Here is a 17831-nt window from a genome sequence, read left to right on the forward strand (position 1 = left end):
CGTAAAATGAGTCCATGTCTGAAACACCGATCGTCAGTAATCATGAATTGGAAAAATACGTGGATCGTAAGGTCGTCGTCCAAGGTTGGGTTCACGGAATCCGGGGAAGTAACGCTAGGCAGTTTATCTCTCTGAGAAACGGCGGCAAAATTTTGCAGGTTCTCGCGGAAAAAGAAATTCTCGGAGAAGAAATTTTTCAAACCGTAAAACGTCTTCGTCAGGAAACGTCCGTTGCCGTTACGGGCAAACTGGTTCGAAACGAAAAATCTCCGATCGGATTCGAACTCGTCATGGATCAGATTCGAGTCGTCGGAGAATCAGAAAACTATCCGATCACTCCGAAGGAACACGGGATCGATTTTTTAATTTCTCAGAGACATCTCTGGCTGCGTTCTTCCAAACAGTTGGCGATTCTTAGAGTGAGGGACAATCTTTCCTTTGCCGTCCGAAAATACTTTCACGAAAGGGATTTTTTGCTGATCGATACTCCGATCCTTACCGGTTCGGTGGGAGAAAGCGCAGGAACTTTGTTTTCCACGGAATATTTCGATCTAGGCAACGCGTATCTCGCTCAAACCGGACAACTCTATTTGGAAACCGCGATATTTGCGCACAACAAAGTCTTTTGTTACGGACCGACCTTTCGCGCGGAGAAGAGTAAGACCAGGAGGCATCTCACCGAATTCTGGATGGTCGAGGCGGAAGTCGCCTTTGCGGGACATGCAGAAAATCTAAAGCTGCAAGAGGACTTCGTAAAGACGATCGTGAGAGAGACCGTTCAAAGTTCATTACAAGATTTGAAAGTGTTGGAAAGAGATCCGGCGCCGCTACTCGCCTATCTTGAAAAAGATTTTCCGGTGATCGATTATACAAAGGCCCTCGAAATTCTCAGGTCCAAGGGAGAAGATATCGTTTGGGGAGACGATATCAATTCCGAAAGGGAACAGATGCTAACGACCGAATTCGGAGGTCCGGTATTCATCCAAAAATATCCGAGGGAAGCGAAGGCGTTTTATATGAAGGTGAATCCGGAGGATTCTAAGACCGTTTTGAACGCGGATTTAATCGCGCCGGACGGAGTGGGGGAAATCATCGGAGGATCGGAGAGGGAAGAGAACTACGAGAACATCGTTCAAAGACTCGAAGAAGAAAAGCTCCCCGTGGAATCCTATGATTGGTATTTGGATTTGAGAAAATACGGATCGGTTCCGCATTCGGGTTTCGGGCTCGGTTCGGAAAGGATGATCGCTTGGATTTGCGGGCTCCAGCATGTCCGGGAATGTATTCCGTTTCCGAGGATGATGGAAAGATTATATCCCTGATTTTTTTCGAGAATTTTCCCAAGACCCATCCGATAAGTAAGAGAGAGGTATCGTATGGGTCAGAATTTAGCAGTATCCAATCCGTCTTCCATCGAAGAAACCGCTTGGGAATTATTCGAAACGGGTTCTTACGAAGAAGTAATCGCGATCGCAAAAAAGAATCCGAATCACGTTTTTTTAAATCATCTGAGCGGAATTGCGGGGTTTGAATCCGGCTCCGATCACGAAATCAATTTTTTTCTCAAAGGTTCCTCCGTTTTAACTCCGCTTTTGGAAGCATATCTTTTGAAAGAAGCGGGAAAATCCCGCGAGTCCGCAAAAAAGTTTCACTCGTATTTTAAATCCGTTTCCGTTCCGATCGCGTGTTCCTCGCTTAGAACCGGAATTCTCGTAAGCGAGGACGCGGTGGATTTCAAAACGGTTTTGGATTTGATCTCCGTTTACAAGTCCCGTTTTTCCGACGATTTCTTTTGTAAGGCGGAATTTTTTTCCAATTATCATCTTAGAAACTACAAAGAAGCGGTTCAGGTTTTTGCGGAGAATGCGAAACGTCTTTCGGAAGAAAGAGACGTTATGGGTGCATTGGGACTTGCTCTCGTTTATATGGGAAAGTTCGACGAGGCGAAATCGGTTCTCGAAAAAATTCCCGGTTACGAGGAACTTCCCACCTTCGACGAAAAGAAAAAAGAATTCTCCGAAAAGATCGCGAGTATTCCCAAAATGGAAGCAAAGCGAAAATCCCTTTCAATGCAGGAATTGATCGACTTGGGATTTGCGTATCTTTTTTCGGAAAACTTCAAGAAGGCGGAAGAGGTTTTCAGCGAGCTCGTTGCCGCTCACGGTTAATCTAACGATCACAAGTACTGGATCTGAAAATAAATCTGTCGGAATTACGACAAATCTTCTGTGAAACTTACGCCCCACAACGCGCCGCTTAGGAAGCGTTGTGTTGAGTTTCCCTAATTTTGGGTCGCGAAAGGTTAAACTCTATTTCGCTCTCTACGGGTCGCGTTTCAGGTCGCGAAATTGGTAGGAAGATCGGGAGACTTTTCTAATATTAGAAAAACATACTTTTTTCAAGTAAAAAGCCTCGTTCTCTTCGAAATTTTCACAGAAATTGCGATAACAGGTTGTAAAGTCCTAAGCGCTAAAACCTAACTCTTAGCCGCTTGAAACGCTTGCAAAATTGCCGTATTGAATCTTTTTTGTTTCACTTGATTTGTGGCGTTGGTTATGGGGTCTTAAGCGATTCTTTCTACCTTAGAATCGAATCTTAAAAAGGCGGATATTGGAAGATTCCGTTTTTTTACAGAAATATGGCGCCGGAGATATTTTATTTAAGAGGTACAATTTAGAAAAATGATTTCCTATCTATTGCGATTCAAACGTTTTCTTTTCTCTTTGATCGCGCTTTTCTGCGTAATATCTCTCTCCTTTGCGTTTTACTTTATCGGAGGAAACAAGATTCTTTTCAAACAACAGGAAAGAAATTCCTTCCACTCCGGATTTACGAGATCATCCATCGTTTGGCCCGGAGACTGCGATTATTATGCTCGTTCTCCGGAAGACAAAGAAAAACACCCGGAAGAAATTTGCGCGGATGCGTTGAATTCTTTGCGAAGACAACTTCCGAAAGATTGCGAATACAATCTCTCGTTAGGCGAGGACGGTTTGATCGATTTTCATCGGTTAGCGGAGTATAGCAGTGATTCACCGATTCGATTCTTTCGGCTTTCCGAAGGAGAATTTTTGGGCGAGCTGGTGTGTGACGTATCCGTCTACAATCATAGTTTTGTGTATTTCCTCTATGATGAAAGAACGATTCCGGCAAAAACGAAAGTACTTACTTTTACCGCTTATAATTTTGAAGCGGTTTCGGATGGGGTTCGTATGACCGGTTTTGAGAGCCAACATATCGTTCGGTTTTATAAGCCGGAGACAAAAGAGTTTATAGCTTTTATCAAACACAGAGGAATGGGAGATTGTGGTAGATATTTTCGTTATCAACTTTCCGAAAAAAAACGACCGATTCTTGAAGAGATTCGAGCGAAGCTGGAGTGCAACGGGATGCATTCGTATTCTGCGGAAGAAATTCCGGTGGAATGGACTCAGTATGAAGCTCCTTTGGTTTTTTCGTTACTTTCAAAGATTCTGAGTTGGGTTCGAGAGTTAGAGTGATGTAAAGTCCTAAACCCTAAAATCGAATAAGTCGCAACTAACTTGAGTTCGGCGTAAGAAAATCGGGACGAATGGAAACTAAAGAGTTGCTCTCTATGGATCGCAACATACAATCGCTTTCGCATTTGTTATCTCGAACTCACGTTAACTAAAGGCAAGTCCGGTTCTCTTACAAAATATTAGATTTTTAGAATGCTCATTTATCTTTCAGAATGATCACTCTGCAATTTTTCAAGGCCGTTTTGGTTTTCGGAGAGGCAAGGAGTTTTCTCGCGTCTTCACCCGCAATCACAGGGTTCACCGGATAATGACCTGTGACGCTTAACGCGGTAACGAAATACGGTTTGGTTCCGGCTATCCGAGAACGAAACGCTTCTTCCGGCGTTTTCATATAACTCACGTAACCGCTTTTCACCACATTCTCCTTGGAAACGAAATGAGGAGAATAAAGACTGTTTCCTTCTTCCGAAAGAATTTCGGGGAAGAGGGCCGTATCCAACTTCAGATGCCTCGCGTCCACGATCAGGGAAGTGAATTCGGCCGTTAACGTCGGAGCCGGATATTCCGGAAAATTTTCAGACTCGAAGGAAAGGAAAACGTAATTCAAAATTCCCCGTTTCCCTTTGAATTGAACGAGACCCTTGGCGACCGCCTGATTTTCGATAAAGTCGACGTTGGAAAAAATCGGCTCGATTTCGTAGATCTGATTGAAGATCTCTCGAAACATCGAGTCTTCTTTGATCTTTTCACGCAGAGTAAATTCGGAATCCAATTTGAGGGTATCTATCTTTCGAAAAAGAAATTTCCTCAATTCTTCTTCCGCTTTTGAGGAAGCTTTCTTTCTCGCTTCGGTCAGATTTTTTGCGGTGTTTTCCGCACCCCAATCCCGATCCTCCACGGAGTAGGTCAGTTTCGGAAGTTTGAAGGAAAGAATTTTCTGAACCTCTCCTTTCTTCCAGTCGATCACCGTGTCCGTAAAATCTTTACTCTCAAAAGAGAATGAATTTTGAACCGGAATCCAAAAGAGGAGAATTAAAAAAAATCGAAATGTAAAATTCATCTGCGTTCTCAAAAAATAGAAATGCGTCTTCTATTTATTTCGGCAGATTGACGAATTCTCTTCTCAAATCTTCCCGATTCTGAATCAGTTTGGCGGGAGGAAGGGAACGCAAAAGATCCTTTCCGTACGTTTTTGTGAACATTCTCGGGTCCAAAATGGAAACGATCCCCGTGTCGGTTCCGGAGCGAATCAAACGACCGAATCCTTGTTTGAGAACCGTACAAGCGTACGGAAGTTGTAACTCGGCGAACGGATTTCCGCCGGACTCTTTTAACTTTTCGCTCTTGGTTTCCAAAACCGGATCGTTCGGAACCTGAAACGGAAGTTTTGCGATAATCACCGATTTGAGTTTGTCTCCTCGAATATCGATTCCCTGCCAAAACGTGGAAACTCCGAAAAGAACGCTGTCGGGAGTTTCGAGATACATCTGTTTGGCTCCGTCCGGTCCAAGATCGGATTGAGAGAAAAGGGGAAGATCCGTGTGGGGACGAATCGCCTCGTAAACCAGTTTCAAAGACTTAAAAGAAGTAAAAAGTACGAATGTGTTTCCGCGAGTCAGTTCGATCAGCCAGAGAATTTGTTTCGCAAGATCGGCGTGATAACCGTCCGGATCTCCTACCGGATCCCGGATTTCTCTCGGAACGTACAGAAGCGCGTTTTTCTGATACGGAAAGGGAGAAAGAACGGTAAAATTGGAAGTCGGGAGATTGCCGATTTTTTTTTGAAAGTATTTAAAATCGCTTCCGGAAGTGGAAAGAGTTGCGGAAGTGAAAACGACCGATTGCATTCTGGAAACGAACAAGTCTCGGATGATCTCGTCCGGACTCAACGGTTCCATGCAAATTTTGTAATATATTTCCTTCGAATTTTGATCGGGAGGTTCTATCCAATATACGAGACTCGGATCGTCCACTTGGCGAAAGGTTTCGAGACCCGTCGCGATTTCGTTCGTCCTACCGGCTAACATCTCTAAGACGAGAGCGGATTCCTTTTCGGCGACGTCCTCGCTGTCCTTGGACAGTTTGGAAAGGTGTTTCTGGAGAATTTCGGCGATCTCGGCGAGTATCGCGGCAAACGCACCCCGATCCAACTTCAGAGGTCTTTTGATCCTTTGAGGACTGTAAAAATTCAAAGGGACTTCTCCGGAAAGCGCGTTGAAAAAAACGGTCAGAGCCTCTCCAGCCTTTGCCGCGAGTTCTTTCAGGGCGCTCGAACCGATCGAAACCGCAATCCCCGTGTTTTTATTCGGGAGCCAAATTTGTTGCAGAAGTTTTTGAATTTCCTGAGAACGAATTTCCTGACGAAAGGAAGAACCGATGATATCCGGAAAGTTATGCGCCTCGTCCAAAATCACGCGACTGAATTCGGGAAGAATGTTGAAATCGCTCGCGATATGCGCCGCCAAAAGGTGATGATTGACGATCAAAATGTTACAACGTTTCCACTTCTCCCTTTCTAAAAAATAATAAGAATGAGAGAAGTTGGGACAATTTCTTCCGAGGCAGTTATCCGCTTCTCTCGTAACTCGGCTCCAAAAATCATACGAAGCCGTTCCTGTAAATTCCTGCTTTCTTCCGGACTCGGTGGTTTTAATCCATCGGTTGAAAGAATCCAGATGTGGAATCATTTCCGGGCCGAAGGTTCCGTCTCGCAACACGTGATTCATCTTTCGTTTGCAAACGTAATTGGACGCTCCCATTGCGACTTCCGCTTTTAGATCCGTTCCTAAAATTTTGGAAACCATCGGAATGTCTTTTAAGAGAAGCTGTTGTTGTAGGGATTTTGTTTCTGTGGAAATGACGACGGGTTCTTCTCTTTCGATCGAGGCGAGGGCCGCGGGAATCAAATACGCAAGCGACTTACCGACTCCGGTTCCGGCTTCGGCGATCAAATGAGTTCCGTTAAAGAGGGAATCTTCTATTTTTTGAGAAAGTTGGATCTGTCCTTTTCTGGGTTCGAAGTCGTCCCAGATCGAAGAAAGTTTATCAAAGTATTCTAAAGTACGGTTCAATGGTTTCGAGTTTTAAAAAGTTTGAAAATGCAAAATACGGAAAGACCGGCCACTAAAAACAGGGAAAGGATCATGATCGAAATTCCCTGCCCATTCAGACTTTCTTGCGCTAAGAACATCATTTCGAATGTACTCTCTTTTCCTTGTACTCCAAAGCATAGTGTACGAGAAGCACAATCAAACTGAAAACGAGCAGGATTCCGAAAAAAACGGATCTGGAAATCAGCGCTTTCATACGAGCCGTTTCTACGGAAATTCCCTTTGCGATCGCTTGGGAGACCATCGTGTCAACGCTCATTCTTTCAAAATGACCGGGAAGATTTTGGATGAGGAAGGCGATAAATACAACGAGCAAAAACGCAGGAGTGACGTACTGAATCACGAACCAAAAGAATTTAGGAAGTTCGAGATGGGAACCTTCGTTTCCTTCTTCAAGACCTTTTTTAGCTCCGACCTTCCAACCGAAGATGAAAATTTGAATGCTCGCGAGAATAAAGATCAAAATCGTACCGATCCAAAAGTCCGCGAGTTCGAGAGCTTGAAAGTTTTGATTGAAGTAAAGAATCGGAAAACAAAGACTCGCGGTGAATAAAAATAAGATCGAACAGGAAGTTCGTCTTCTGAGTCCGAAGGATTCTTCCAAAAAGATAATTCCCGGTTGTAACATCGTAACCGAAGAAGTGATCGCCGCGAGAAAAAGAACGAAGAACCAAATGGCACCGAACCATTGTCCGCCCGGCATCAAAGAAAAAACGGACGGAAGCGCGATAAATCCCATTCCGAACATACCGAAGTCGTTGATCGAAGGGCCTAAGAATAAAAAGGCGACAGGGATCGTAACCATTCCTCCGATCGCAACTTCCACGAATTCGTTTAAGGAAGCGGCGGAAAGAGAAGAGAGAACTACGTCGTTATCCCGTTTGAGATAACTCGAAAAGACGAGTGCGATCCCGAAACCCGCCGACAAAGTAAAAAAGATCTGACCCGCCGCGGCGATCCAAACCTCCGACTTTAAAAGTGCGGACCAATCCGGATTCCACATCTTCCCGAGACCTAACTCGATGTCGTCTAACGTAAGGACCCGAACGAGAATGACCGCCGAAGAGACCAACATCAAAGGAACCGCGATTTTAGCGAAGGTTTCGATTCCCTTGGAAATTCCGCGGTAGACTAAAGCGAAGTTGAGAGCGAAACAAGCGATCGTAGCGTAAAAGATTTTACCGGAAACCGCGTCCCCGTTTTGTCTGGCCCCGGTCAGATCCAAATAATAATTGCCCGCCGCCTGAATGATTTGGGACTCCGGTACTTGTCCGCTCGCATTGAACCGAATTTGTCCGGTCAAAAATTCAAAAGAGTAGGCGAGGCACCAGGCTTCAATGAAAACGTAATATACGTATATGAGAATCGGGATCGTAATTCCGATGGCTCCGACGATTCTGAGGGGAAATCCGGATAAGAAACTCTTGAATAAAAAAGGAGCGCTATGACCGGTGCGACCTCCCATTCTTCCCATGATCCATTCCGTGATACAGACCGGAATTCCGACCAGAATGAAGCTGATGATGTAGGGAACCATAAAGGCGCCTCCGCCGTTTGCGACGGCTTGTCCTGGGAATCGGATGAAATTTCCGAGTCCGATGGCCCCGCTCGCCACGGTGAGGATGAGTCCGGTTCTGGATTTCCAGCTTTCCTTAGGGGTTTCCTGATTCATGATGTTTTCTTGCAAAACACTGCCCAAACCCCTCTCTGTCAAAGGAAAAGCGACGGATTTCGTAAAAAATGGGACATAAATGTTAGGGATCAGCATATTAGGAATCAGTGGATAGGAGTCAGATGTCAGGGTATTAGGTAGTGTCAATATGGCAGAAAAAATGAGAAATTTTCAAGATTGAAGGGTCTAAATTGAGAAAGTAAATACTCCCTTTGGAGAATCGGAAAATGAAACTAGATAAACTTACCGGAAAATTGAACGAAGCCTTACAAAATGCGCAGGTTTCTGCGGAAAAATCGGGAAATCCGGAAATCGGCGAGGAACATATTCTCAGGGAAGTTTTGGCGCAGACAGACGGACTCGTTCCGCTTTTGATTTCAAAACTCAATCTGAATCCGCAATTTTTTCTCGGCAGGACCGAGGATGCGCTGAGACGGCTTCCAAAAATCGGAGGAACAGCTTCTACCGAAGTAGGATTTTCACGCTCGGCGGTTTCACTCTTAAAAGCCGCGGAAGAAATTCGCAAAGAACTCAAGGACGAATATTTATCCACGGACCATGTTCTTCTGGGGCTCATGAAAAACGGAGCGGGACCTCTGAAGGAAGAATTTTTAAAATTAGGATTAGAATATTCTAAACTACTCAAGATCACTTTGGAAAATAGAAAGGGAAAAACGATCATGGACGATTCACCGGAAGGCAAAACGGACGCACTCGCAAAATATGCAAAAAATCTAAACGAACTCGCTAAACAAGGAAAACTCGATCCGGTTATCGGAAGGGACGAAGAAATTCGAAGAACGATTCAAGTCCTTTCCAGAAGAACTAAAAACAATCCGGTTCTCATCGGTGAACCCGGTGTGGGTAAAACCGCGATCGTGGAGGGGCTTGCGAATAAGATCGTTCAAGGAGAGGTTCCGGAAGGAATCAAAAATAAAACCATTTATACCTTGGATCTCGGTTCCATGATCGCGGGCGCCAAATACAGGGGAGAATTCGAAGACAGGTTGAAGGCGCTTTTAGACGAGGTCAAGGCCTCGGACGGAGAAGTCATTCTGTTTATAGACGAGATTCATACGTTAGTCGGCGCCGGAGCGACGGAAGGTGCATTAGACGCTTCTAATATGCTCAAACCGATGCTTGCCAGAGGGGAACTCCGTTGTATCGGCGCCACCACTCTCAAAGAATACCAGAAATACATAGAAAAAGACGCAGCCTTGGAAAGAAGATTTCAACCCGTTTACGTAAAGGAACCTTCCGTGGAAGAAACGGTTACGATTTTGCGGGGACTTAAAGGACGTTACGAACTCCATCACGGAATTAGAATACTTGATGGCGCTTTGATCGCGGCGGCCACACTTTCCAATCGATACATCGCGGATCGTTTTCTTCCCGATAAGGCCGTGGATTTGATCGACGAGGCGTCTTCTAAGATGAGAATCGAGATCGATTCCATGCCGGAAGAATTGGATCGTGCGAGCAAAAGGATTCAATCCTTAAAGATCGAAAGGGAGGCTTTGAAAAAGGAACAAGATCCCGCTTCGAAAGAAAGATTGAAAATTCTCGAGAAAGATCTTTCGGAACAAGAACAAAATTTTCAAACCTTAAAAGCGAGATGGGATTTGGAAAAATCCAAAATCGGGCGCTTGAAACAAATCAAGGAAGAGATTGAAAAATACAAGAACTTGGAAGCGGACGCGGAAAGAAGAGGGGAAATCAACCGAGTCGCGGAAATCCGATACGGAAAGTTAGTCGATCTTCAGAAGGAATTTGAAGTCGCAAATGAAGAGTTAAAAAAACAGGAAGGCGCGTCTCGACTTTTGAAAGAGGAAGTCTCCGAAGAAGACATTGCAAATATCGTCTCTCGTTGGACCGGAATTCCAGTCTCCAAAATGCTTCAAGGAGAAAGAGCAAAACTTCTCCTGATGGAGGACGTTTTGAAGACAAAGGTCATCGGACAGGATCACGCACTCAGACTCGTATCAGAAGCGATACAAAGATCAAGGGCCGGAATCGCGGATCCGAAACGTCCGATTGGAACCTTCCTATTCCTCGGACCGACGGGAGTTGGGAAGACGGAAACCGCAAAGGCTCTCGCCGAATTCCTGTTTGACGATGTGAACGCGATGCATCGGATCGATATGAGCGAATATATGGAGGCACACTCCGTAGCGCGACTGATCGGCGCTCCCCCCGGTTACGTCGGATACGACGAAGGAGGACAACTCACCGAAGCCGTAAGGAGAAGACCGTATTCTTTGATTCTCTTCGACGAAGTCGAAAAGGCGAATCCGGACGTATTCAATATCTTTCTTCAGATTTTGGACGAGGGTAGATTGACCGATGGAAAGGGGCGTAACGTGGATTTTAAGAACACGGTGATTATTCTTACTTCCAATATCGGATCGGACGTTTTGGGTTCTTCCGAATACAGTTCCGAAGAGAAAGAGCGATTGGTCGAACAACGTTTGAAAAAACACTTCAAGCCTGAGTTCTTAAATCGAATCGACGAAGTGATTCTATTCCATTCGATTACGGATTCCGTAATTCATAAGATTGCGGAGATTCAGTTGGAAGGATTGAAACAAAAAGCGGGAGAGAACGGTTTGAACGTTCGGTTCACGAACGAACTGAAGGACTATGTTTCCAGAGCCGGTTTTGACGCGGAGTATGGAGCAAGACCTCTCAAACGTTTGATCCAAAGAGAGGTAGGTAACGCGCTCAGCCGCTACATCTTGGATGGAAAGTTTTCCGACGGCCAAAACGTGATCGTGGATTACAAACACGGAAAAGTGACTCTTGTTTAAAGTGAATGCCAATGCGAAAGCGATTGAAGGGAGATCAACAAATTGGAACGACAAAAAAATTTAGTTTTTCAAGCGATCCGTCAATTTGTTGATCAAAGCAGAAAGCGCGGTCCGGCCGTTAAGGCCGGATTCGCCCAAACTTTCAACCGTTCGAATTCACGTTTGTTTAAATGAAACTTAGAAGCGTATCCGAGAATTGAACTTGTAATCTCTTGAATTAGATCGGATATTTTTTATGAAAAAACAAAAATCGCAAATATCCGATTCGAATGGATTGTTCGAGAAATGTTTTCCGGAAGTCGTAATTCTTCCCGCAAAGATTCGGGAGGGATTAAGCTTGAGTTAGGATTGGTTTCGTTTTAAAGAAAGTCATTTGCACAAGATTGCTGATAACACCTTTTTTTATATAAAGCCGATCTCCGTTGACTGAGTAAACAAATACAAACGTTTTTAAAATGATACTTGGTTCGCATTTTATCTCCGATAGTTCTTGTCGGAAACTCAAATCTGCTTTTGCTTCTTACTGTTACATCCGTCCTGAGAATTCAACTCGTTATCTGAATGAGTTTAGTTTTTTAAAGAATGCTCATGTGTTTGGTTTGGATGTGATTTGTGAGAATGAAAGTGTGCTTGCTGGGGAAGTTGATGATGTTGGTGGTGAGAGGGAGATGGGTAGATCATCCTTTGGTTCCGATCCCCGAGGGCCGTTAGGTCCAGCAGTTGGGATCGGAAGGAAGGGATATGCGCTGAGAAAGAACGATTTGGGTTCCAAAAATTGGCTCAATTCTTTAGTCCAGGAATTTGAATATTTTCCGGAAACTGAGAGTTCAAAAGACAATGTCGTTTTTCAATGAGGATTTTCTTTACTCAATTCTCCAGCTTCCTTAAAGGATGTGAACTCACTTCTCTTAAAGGAAATGAAAGCTCACAATACTTTTTGGTCGGATCAAAGCAGAACTCCTATTCAGAGAAGGAAGGAATTGAAGCATCAGAAAACTGCTTCTAAGATCTGGAATTTGATTGCTGACGGGAAAGAAAATGGATCCTACTATTCTGTTTCCGAAGTTTGCAACTTACTCAATATTCACAAAATTTCTGCCATGTTGATTCTTAGAAAATGGCTCAAGTTAAAATTGATCGAGAAACGAAGGATCAACCAAGCCTCGTATAACCGGTCTATTGATTTTGGAATTAAGAAGAAGGCTCAAGAATTTCCGTATCTGCTATATACGAATTTCAAGGAGAAGCAAAGCAATGGATTGGTGGAGAGACTCAAATGAAGAAAAAGAGTCGTATTCTGAAATACAGGTTTCGAGCAGAGGATTTTTACAAGATTCTAAAATCCCAAAAAGGGAAGTGTTTTCTTACCGGAAGGGATGTTTATCCAGTGGATGCACTCAATGAACACATTCTTCCTCTGCGTAAAGGTGGAGAACATGAGTTCAAGAATATCTGTCTTGTGATTTCTCCCTTAGCGAAACTGAAACGATACTTTACGGAAGAGGAGATTGTCCACATGGCTGCTGACATTCTCAAATTCAAGGGAGAGAAATATGGATACATTCTCGAACGACCAAACGGAAGAAGAAAGTAGAATTTTCCCAAGATGGTTATCTCAGACCTTATCTCAGAATCTTAATATTAAATATGAATATTTCCTTCGGGAAAAAAGAAAACCCGATGTTTGGGTTTCTTGGGGTAAAGCAGCCGAAAGCTCTTGTAAGAGTCTCCTTACATTCATAACTCAATTTAAGTATATTAAGATTGAGAAAGATCCTCATTGGAAATTTAGAGCAATGGATTCAGCGAGTCTGATTAACAAAGTGACGAGAATTCTAACAGGTGATGGAAGAGTTGAGTTTATCTCAGAGTCCCTGAATCAATTTGTTAGAAAGGATGAGCTTTATGATCCGATCAGTTCTGTTCAGCTTAGAATGGTTCATTTGGAAACAAACCGATTGAATTGTTATGCTCGGGATTTGGATCCTTCGTTTCTACAAACTTTTCCAAAGAACTGGACTGTCGCTGCTCGCAGAAACTATTTGAGAATGTTAAGAACTGATTTCACGAATCCAGAAAGGGAGTTTTCAAGTTGGGATTTGTGTTTTAGAAATAATAGGGCTAAGTTACACAGATTTGAAACGGACCTTTGGGCTCGTTGTTTTGAGAAGAATCGGAAGAGATTGGAGAGGAATTGGTAAAGATTTAGCTGGAGGATAACCTGTTTTTCTACAGGGTTGTAAACTCATTTGGTTTTTTAATCTGTCCGAAAGCGGATAATGAGTTCGACTATTTTGATAGGAACAGATTGCCTCGTTGATTTGAAATATTTACACAAAACATTCAATTATGGAAATCGAACATTTATTAAACTTACGAAATAGATAGGAGACCGAAGAGTTTTTTAACAGTAAAAGATTTTTAAAATTATCTGCTTAAGATGAAAAAAGATAGAAACATTACATTTTTGATAGATATGGTTTTAAACCTGCAATGATTTCTTGTAATAATGGTATTTTCCCATAATAGAGGGCTTTAGTATTTTCGTATCGATCCTCAATTTGCTTATACATATACGGATCGCTTAAGAGGAAAGCTTCATTCTTGGTTAAATCTTTTTCGTCCTTAGATTTAAAACGATTATTTTTATGCTCAATGTATTTTTCTGAACCAATAAATTTTTGAATATTCGGTAGTTCAAGGAGTTTATGCACATCATAATAATGTCGTGCAAAGTTCGAAATATCTAATCCCTCTGCTAATTGACGATATTTAGTAGAGATTGCTTGCAGTTTTTCAACAAAAGTATATTCTGGACGATAGCATCTTACGTTTACGGCTCGGTTATCGAAAAAATCATTTAATTGTTCATTTTTTTCTAAATGGTCAATGATCCACGATGAAATATTTTTTTCTTCCCAAGGTTCTATTTTATCAAAACCTATTTCAAGAAGTATTCCTGACTTAACGCCTTCGATTTGGTTGGAAGAATTGTATAATATAACAATTCCGGCATTAATCAGATGATCACTATCAAAGTCTTTGCGACGTTCAATATTTACTGCCCCAGGAACTTGAATTCTAGTTGTAAGTCCGTCAAAGAATTGTCTTCTTTTTTCTACATTTCTTGGCGAAGTATCTTTTCTTGCCGTTTGAGATTGTAAAGATTCATCTTCTATTAATAAATCAATATCTTCGGAAAAACGATCAATAACTCGATATGCTTTTGAAAGTGAAGTTCCCCCTTTCATAAAGTAGCTTAGAGCGGAGTTAGATAAAGACCAAAGGGTATGCATAATCCAGTAGTCTTTTTCAATTAATGTAGGTAAAATTTTCTTGGAATCAGATACTATTTGAATTAGCTCTTTCCAATTCTTATCTTCATGGATAAAGGGTTTAATCACGTATTTGATAATAATTGTTCGAGTTCTTTTTTAACTGCAACTTTTCCAAAACTCTCAGCGTATTTTTTTAATTTCGCCTTATTGAGGGATTGGAGTTTGTTTTGAAGATATTTTGGTAAATTTTCCGAATGCTCTGCAAGAGTCTTACGTTCGTTCATAAACTCAACGAGAAGAAATTCCGAGCTTGGGGAAGACGGATAACCGGATCTGCGTTTGAAATTGAACTTCATACCCCCAAGCTCAACTCTGCCGTGCCTTTTTTGGTTATAGACAGTAAATTCGTTATATAACTGTGTTAATCCTAAACCTATTCCATTCAAAGAATTATGGTCGACCACAAGAAAGTCTTTAGTTTTAAGATATTTTTCAACTAAAAGAGGTAATTCAGTAGGGACTTCTCCGAACTTACTTGGTTTAGGTCGTGAATAGAGTCCAGTGTTAAGCTTTCTTAAAAACCCTTCTTTAACAAGTTGTTTTAATTCTCGATCTATACTATTTGAATAAGGAAGTAAGTCACTGCGCCTATAAACTTTTCCAGGTTTTAAATGGAGCTTTAGGACATTAAGACTCATACTATTATTAGACTCTTGGTGAATTCTTTGTCAAATATTTTTGTAAAAATTCATGCATTTTCCGAAAAGAAAAACGCTATAACTAAATTTTTTGCAAGTACAGGCTGCATAATTTAAAGTGTTGTTTTATTCATAGCTCATCCAAAAAGAGAAATAGCCATGTGTGAAACATTTTAGACGTTATCGTTTTTACCGGGAAAGTTCATTCTTCTGTTTTTTTATAATTTACTTGGCTGTGATTGAAATGATAGAGGGCGAATTCATTATCTGATTTCGGACAAAACATACTATCTGGTTTTGGACAGACTAAGGATTTGCTGATGGTCCACCATATGGGATATATACATCAAAATTGGTAGTAAATATCATTTTCTCTTTCAGAAGTATCGGGACCACTGATTTTTACCTAACTATTAGGTGAATACTATAACACTACAGAGAAGACAACTCGGCTTTAGGCTATCTGAGTCCGGTCGAGTTACGAAAGAAAAATTCTGCATAACCATGTTCGTTTTTTCGGGAAGTTCAATATACTAAATTTTATCATAATCAGTTAAATGCTTCAGAATAGTTTTACCAATTGCATATGCTAACTTTACCGGAACAGCATTTCCAATGTGCCGCCCCAGCGTACCGACCATAGGCTTCTGACCAGTCGGAAGAAACTTAAATGTCTTTGGAAAAGTTTGCAGTAATGCACCTTCCCGTAGAGTTAAAGCTCGATCTTCCTCAGGATGACCAAACCTTCCCGTTCCATAAGTATGAAACTGGGTTGTTATGGTCGGCGCTGGTAGATCCCATTCCAAACGACCATATACTGCAGAATAAGATTTCCCCGATGCGCGTTGGTGACATGGCAACTTCAAATAAGCGGGCCAATCCTTCCAACTTCCACCAGGAGTTGAAACTTGTATCCTCTTTAGATTTATATTAGAAAGTTTTCCAGGAACGTGAAGTGCATCATTTTTCCATTTATTTTTCAGAGAACGCCCCCCTATCGCGTCACGAACCGTCCGAAATTGATGCTCTTTGTAAGTTGAGACAGGTAGGGGAATCTTTCCTAGCTTCGAAGCAATTAAAACTAAACGCTTTCTCATTTGGGGAACTCCGTAATGTGCTGAACAAAGAATATCCCAAGAAACAAAATAACTGTTCTCTTCCAGCGCATTTACAAATTCTTCAAATATCTCCGCTTTGACCAACTCTGGGACATTCTCCATTGAAACAATAGTTGGTTGTATTTCTTTAACGAGTTCCTTAAAGCTCTTTAGTAAATTCCATCTTTCATCGGATTTTCTATCGGCGATTTTGTTCGAATGCTTGGAAAAAGGTTGGCAAGGAGCACATCCAACTAACACTGCCGTTGAGTCGGAAGGAAATAAATTTTTTACTTCCTCAGAAGAAGCCAAAGATAAATCTCTATTTAAGAATAAACTCTTAATATTTTGTTCGAACGCATAGCGGCACGATTCGTCCGAATCTATACCGGCAACAATGTCGAGCCCAGAATTCTTCAACCCTAAAGCTAATCCTCCTATTCCACAAAATAGATCGACCACAGCCACTCTCGTCTTCATACCGGTTTAATTATTCTTTATGTCGCTTGAAAGATATCAAGAGAAAAATCAAAACAAAACCCAATTTGACATACTTGGATAATAAAAAATACGTTAATTGCTATTTACTCTAAAAGATTCTTTTCATAGTTGGTAATTTTCTATATTTTGACGTTTTAATAAATGAACTGGCAAAGTTATTCTTATTACGATTGGAATGATACACTATGCAATGCAATTTTTGCAATATCAGACTCTGAAAGACCAACAAAACAGATATTAAGAATCCCCTCGTCTATGTATTTTCTTGCCTCATTAGTTGATGCAAGTTCAGAAGAAAATTTAGTCGCGAACACTTTTATTCAATCCATTACATTCGAAATGTCCAGTGGACAAAAAAAATCCTTCTGCTCATTTGCTTGCTCATTAGCGGAAAAAGAATGGGATACAGATAGCAAAGCTCCCCCTCCATTCTTTGGACTATTATGGCTTACGTGTGCTGCCTCATATGGATACCCGGAGCCAGACAATCATTTTCATGCAAATATGAGAAATATCTTAGGCATTGTCAGTGAATTCAGTCGTTTAAATGATCTATGGGAAAAGACTCAAATTTGGGTAAACAAGTCTAGCAAAGGATTTATATTTTTCCTGCCTCCAAAAAACAATTATCGAAAGAATGTAGGTTACTCGTGGATGTTATCATTTCCACAACATCGAGATAGGCGAATACTTCAAGAAATCTTTTCCCAGGAAGGGTTTACTGGAGATCTTCCACCGCTCATGCCTACTGAGCGCTTACTTCAACAAAACAAAACAAGATTTTCTGAAGAATTTAGGGAATACTTTGATTCTACTCGAAAAGACAATTTTGCTAATTCAGATTTTTGGGAAACAATAGCCAATGAATGCCTATACGGAAATGGCCCTTCAGGAAAAATCATGGGTAAACGTCCAAACCGCCTAAATGAAAGAGAATAGCGACGCGGAAGAAATCGAAATTTCTGAAGCCTCTTGCATTCGATTTAATTTTCTGAATACTTGAATTAATACTTTCCGAACCAGCGTTTGTGATTCGATGAGCGAAGTAGGTAAGGATGTATTTAATGTTTTTATAAAGCATCTTAGCGACTTTAATAATAGGTTTAAGTTTAGAATGAGTAGCCCAAAAATACCAACGTTTGAAAAACTTTTCCGCATTACCTTTATA

14 protein-coding genes and 1 pseudogene are annotated in these 17831 nt (G+C 41.7%); 8 read left to right on the plus strand and 7 right to left on the minus strand.

The genetic code is table 11. The features are described 5' to 3' along the window. The first annotated feature begins 14 nt into the window (after positions 1 to 14). The 3 genes from asnS (at position 15) to LEP1GSC194_RS09905 (ending at position 3500) form a co-directional block, all read left to right on the plus strand. Entirely contained in the window at positions 15 to 1322 is a 1308-nt protein-coding gene (gene asnS / locus LEP1GSC194_RS09895; protein WP_020773476.1) for an asparagine--tRNA ligase, read from the plus strand. 54 nt (positions 1323 to 1376) lie between these two features. Further along, on the plus strand, positions 1377 to 2168 hold the full coding sequence (locus LEP1GSC194_RS09900) for a hypothetical protein (protein ID WP_020773469.1): 792 nt from the start codon (positions 1377 to 1379) through the stop codon (positions 2166 to 2168). A 513-nt stretch (positions 2169 to 2681) separates the two neighbouring features. Beyond that, entirely contained in the window at positions 2682 to 3500 is an 819-nt protein-coding gene (locus tag LEP1GSC194_RS09905; protein ID WP_017810110.1) for a DUF1176 domain-containing protein, read from the plus strand. Between the two features lie 196 nt (positions 3501 to 3696). Here the strand turns inward: LEP1GSC194_RS09905 and LEP1GSC194_RS09910 are convergent, their stop codons facing one another. From LEP1GSC194_RS09910 to LEP1GSC194_RS09920, 3 genes are all read right to left on the minus strand, one after another. Further along, entirely contained in the window at positions 3697 to 4560 is an 864-nt protein-coding gene (locus LEP1GSC194_RS09910) for a hypothetical protein (protein ID WP_020773449.1), read from the minus strand. A gap of 34 nt (positions 4561 to 4594) precedes the next feature. Further along, positions 4595 to 6571 carry an ATP-dependent DNA helicase gene (locus tag LEP1GSC194_RS09915; RefSeq protein WP_020773456.1) on the minus strand — a complete coding sequence of 659 codons (1977 nt, stop codon included), beginning with the start codon at positions 6569 to 6571 and terminating at the stop codon, positions 4595 to 4597. A 118-nt stretch (positions 6572 to 6689) separates the two neighbouring features. After that, positions 6690 to 8282 (minus strand): sodium-dependent transporter, encoded by a 1593-nt coding sequence (locus LEP1GSC194_RS09920; RefSeq protein ID WP_020773460.1) that lies wholly within the window; start codon positions 8280 to 8282, stop codon positions 6690 to 6692. Between the two features lie 227 nt (positions 8283 to 8509). On the opposite strand from LEP1GSC194_RS09920, the gene clpB reads away from it, so the two are divergent. The 4 genes and pseudogenes from clpB (at position 8510) to LEP1GSC194_RS09940 (ending at position 13309) form a co-directional block, all read left to right on the plus strand. Next, complete coding sequence (clpB, locus tag LEP1GSC194_RS09925; protein WP_017810227.1) at positions 8510 to 11089, plus strand: ATP-dependent chaperone ClpB; 2580 nt, start codon at positions 8510 to 8512, stop codon at positions 11087 to 11089. 455 nt (positions 11090 to 11544) lie between these two features. After that, on the plus strand, positions 11545 to 11943 hold the full coding sequence (locus LEP1GSC194_RS23715) for a hypothetical protein (protein ID WP_232424460.1): 399 nt from the start codon (positions 11545 to 11547) through the stop codon (positions 11941 to 11943). Positions 11944 to 12365: 422 nt separating this feature from the next. Next, positions 12366 to 12683 carry an HNH endonuclease gene (locus tag LEP1GSC194_RS09935; protein ID WP_002132201.1) on the plus strand — a complete coding sequence of 106 codons (318 nt, stop codon included), beginning with the start codon at positions 12366 to 12368 and terminating at the stop codon, positions 12681 to 12683. Then, positions 12643 to 13309, plus strand: a pseudogene (locus tag LEP1GSC194_RS09940) (hypothetical protein). The gene LEP1GSC194_RS09935 and the pseudogene LEP1GSC194_RS09940 overlap by 41 nt, the downstream one beginning before the upstream one ends. A 239-nt stretch (positions 13310 to 13548) precedes the next feature. Here the strand turns inward: LEP1GSC194_RS09940 and LEP1GSC194_RS09945 are convergent. The 3 genes from LEP1GSC194_RS09945 to LEP1GSC194_RS09955 all read right to left on the minus strand — a co-directional run bounded on the left by LEP1GSC194_RS09945 (position 13549) and on the right by LEP1GSC194_RS09955 (position 16642). Beyond that, positions 13549 to 14493 carry a nucleotidyl transferase AbiEii/AbiGii toxin family protein gene (locus tag LEP1GSC194_RS09945; protein WP_017810221.1) on the minus strand — a complete coding sequence of 315 codons (945 nt, stop codon included), beginning with the start codon at positions 14491 to 14493 and terminating at the stop codon, positions 13549 to 13551. Then, entirely contained in the window at positions 14490 to 15065 is a 576-nt protein-coding gene (locus tag LEP1GSC194_RS09950) for a hypothetical protein (RefSeq protein ID WP_036042178.1), read from the minus strand. Before LEP1GSC194_RS09950 ends, LEP1GSC194_RS09945 begins: the two co-directional genes overlap by 4 nt. A gap of 533 nt (positions 15066 to 15598) precedes the next feature. Continuing rightward, positions 15599 to 16642: a DNA cytosine methyltransferase gene (locus LEP1GSC194_RS09955; RefSeq protein WP_020773473.1), complete on the minus strand. Its 1044-nt coding sequence runs from the start codon at positions 16640 to 16642 to the stop codon at positions 15599 to 15601. A 162-nt stretch (positions 16643 to 16804) separates the two neighbouring features. Between LEP1GSC194_RS09955 and LEP1GSC194_RS09960 the strand changes: the two genes are divergently transcribed. Continuing rightward, the gene (locus tag LEP1GSC194_RS09960; protein ID WP_020773452.1) at positions 16805 to 17602 is read left to right on the plus strand and encodes a hypothetical protein; all 798 of its coding nucleotides are present in this window, start codon (positions 16805 to 16807) and stop codon (positions 17600 to 17602) included. Here the strand turns inward: LEP1GSC194_RS09960 and LEP1GSC194_RS21320 are convergent. Beyond that, on the minus strand, positions 17562 to 17831 hold a 270-nt coding region (locus LEP1GSC194_RS21320; RefSeq protein ID WP_020773470.1), incomplete at its 5' end, for an ISL3 family transposase. The two genes, LEP1GSC194_RS09960 and LEP1GSC194_RS21320, sit on opposite strands and share 41 nt — an antisense overlap.

This window comes from Leptospira alstonii serovar Sichuan str. 79601 (assembly GCF_000347175.1).
GTDB classification, from domain to species: domain Bacteria; phylum Spirochaetota; class Leptospiria; order Leptospirales; family Leptospiraceae; genus Leptospira; species Leptospira alstonii.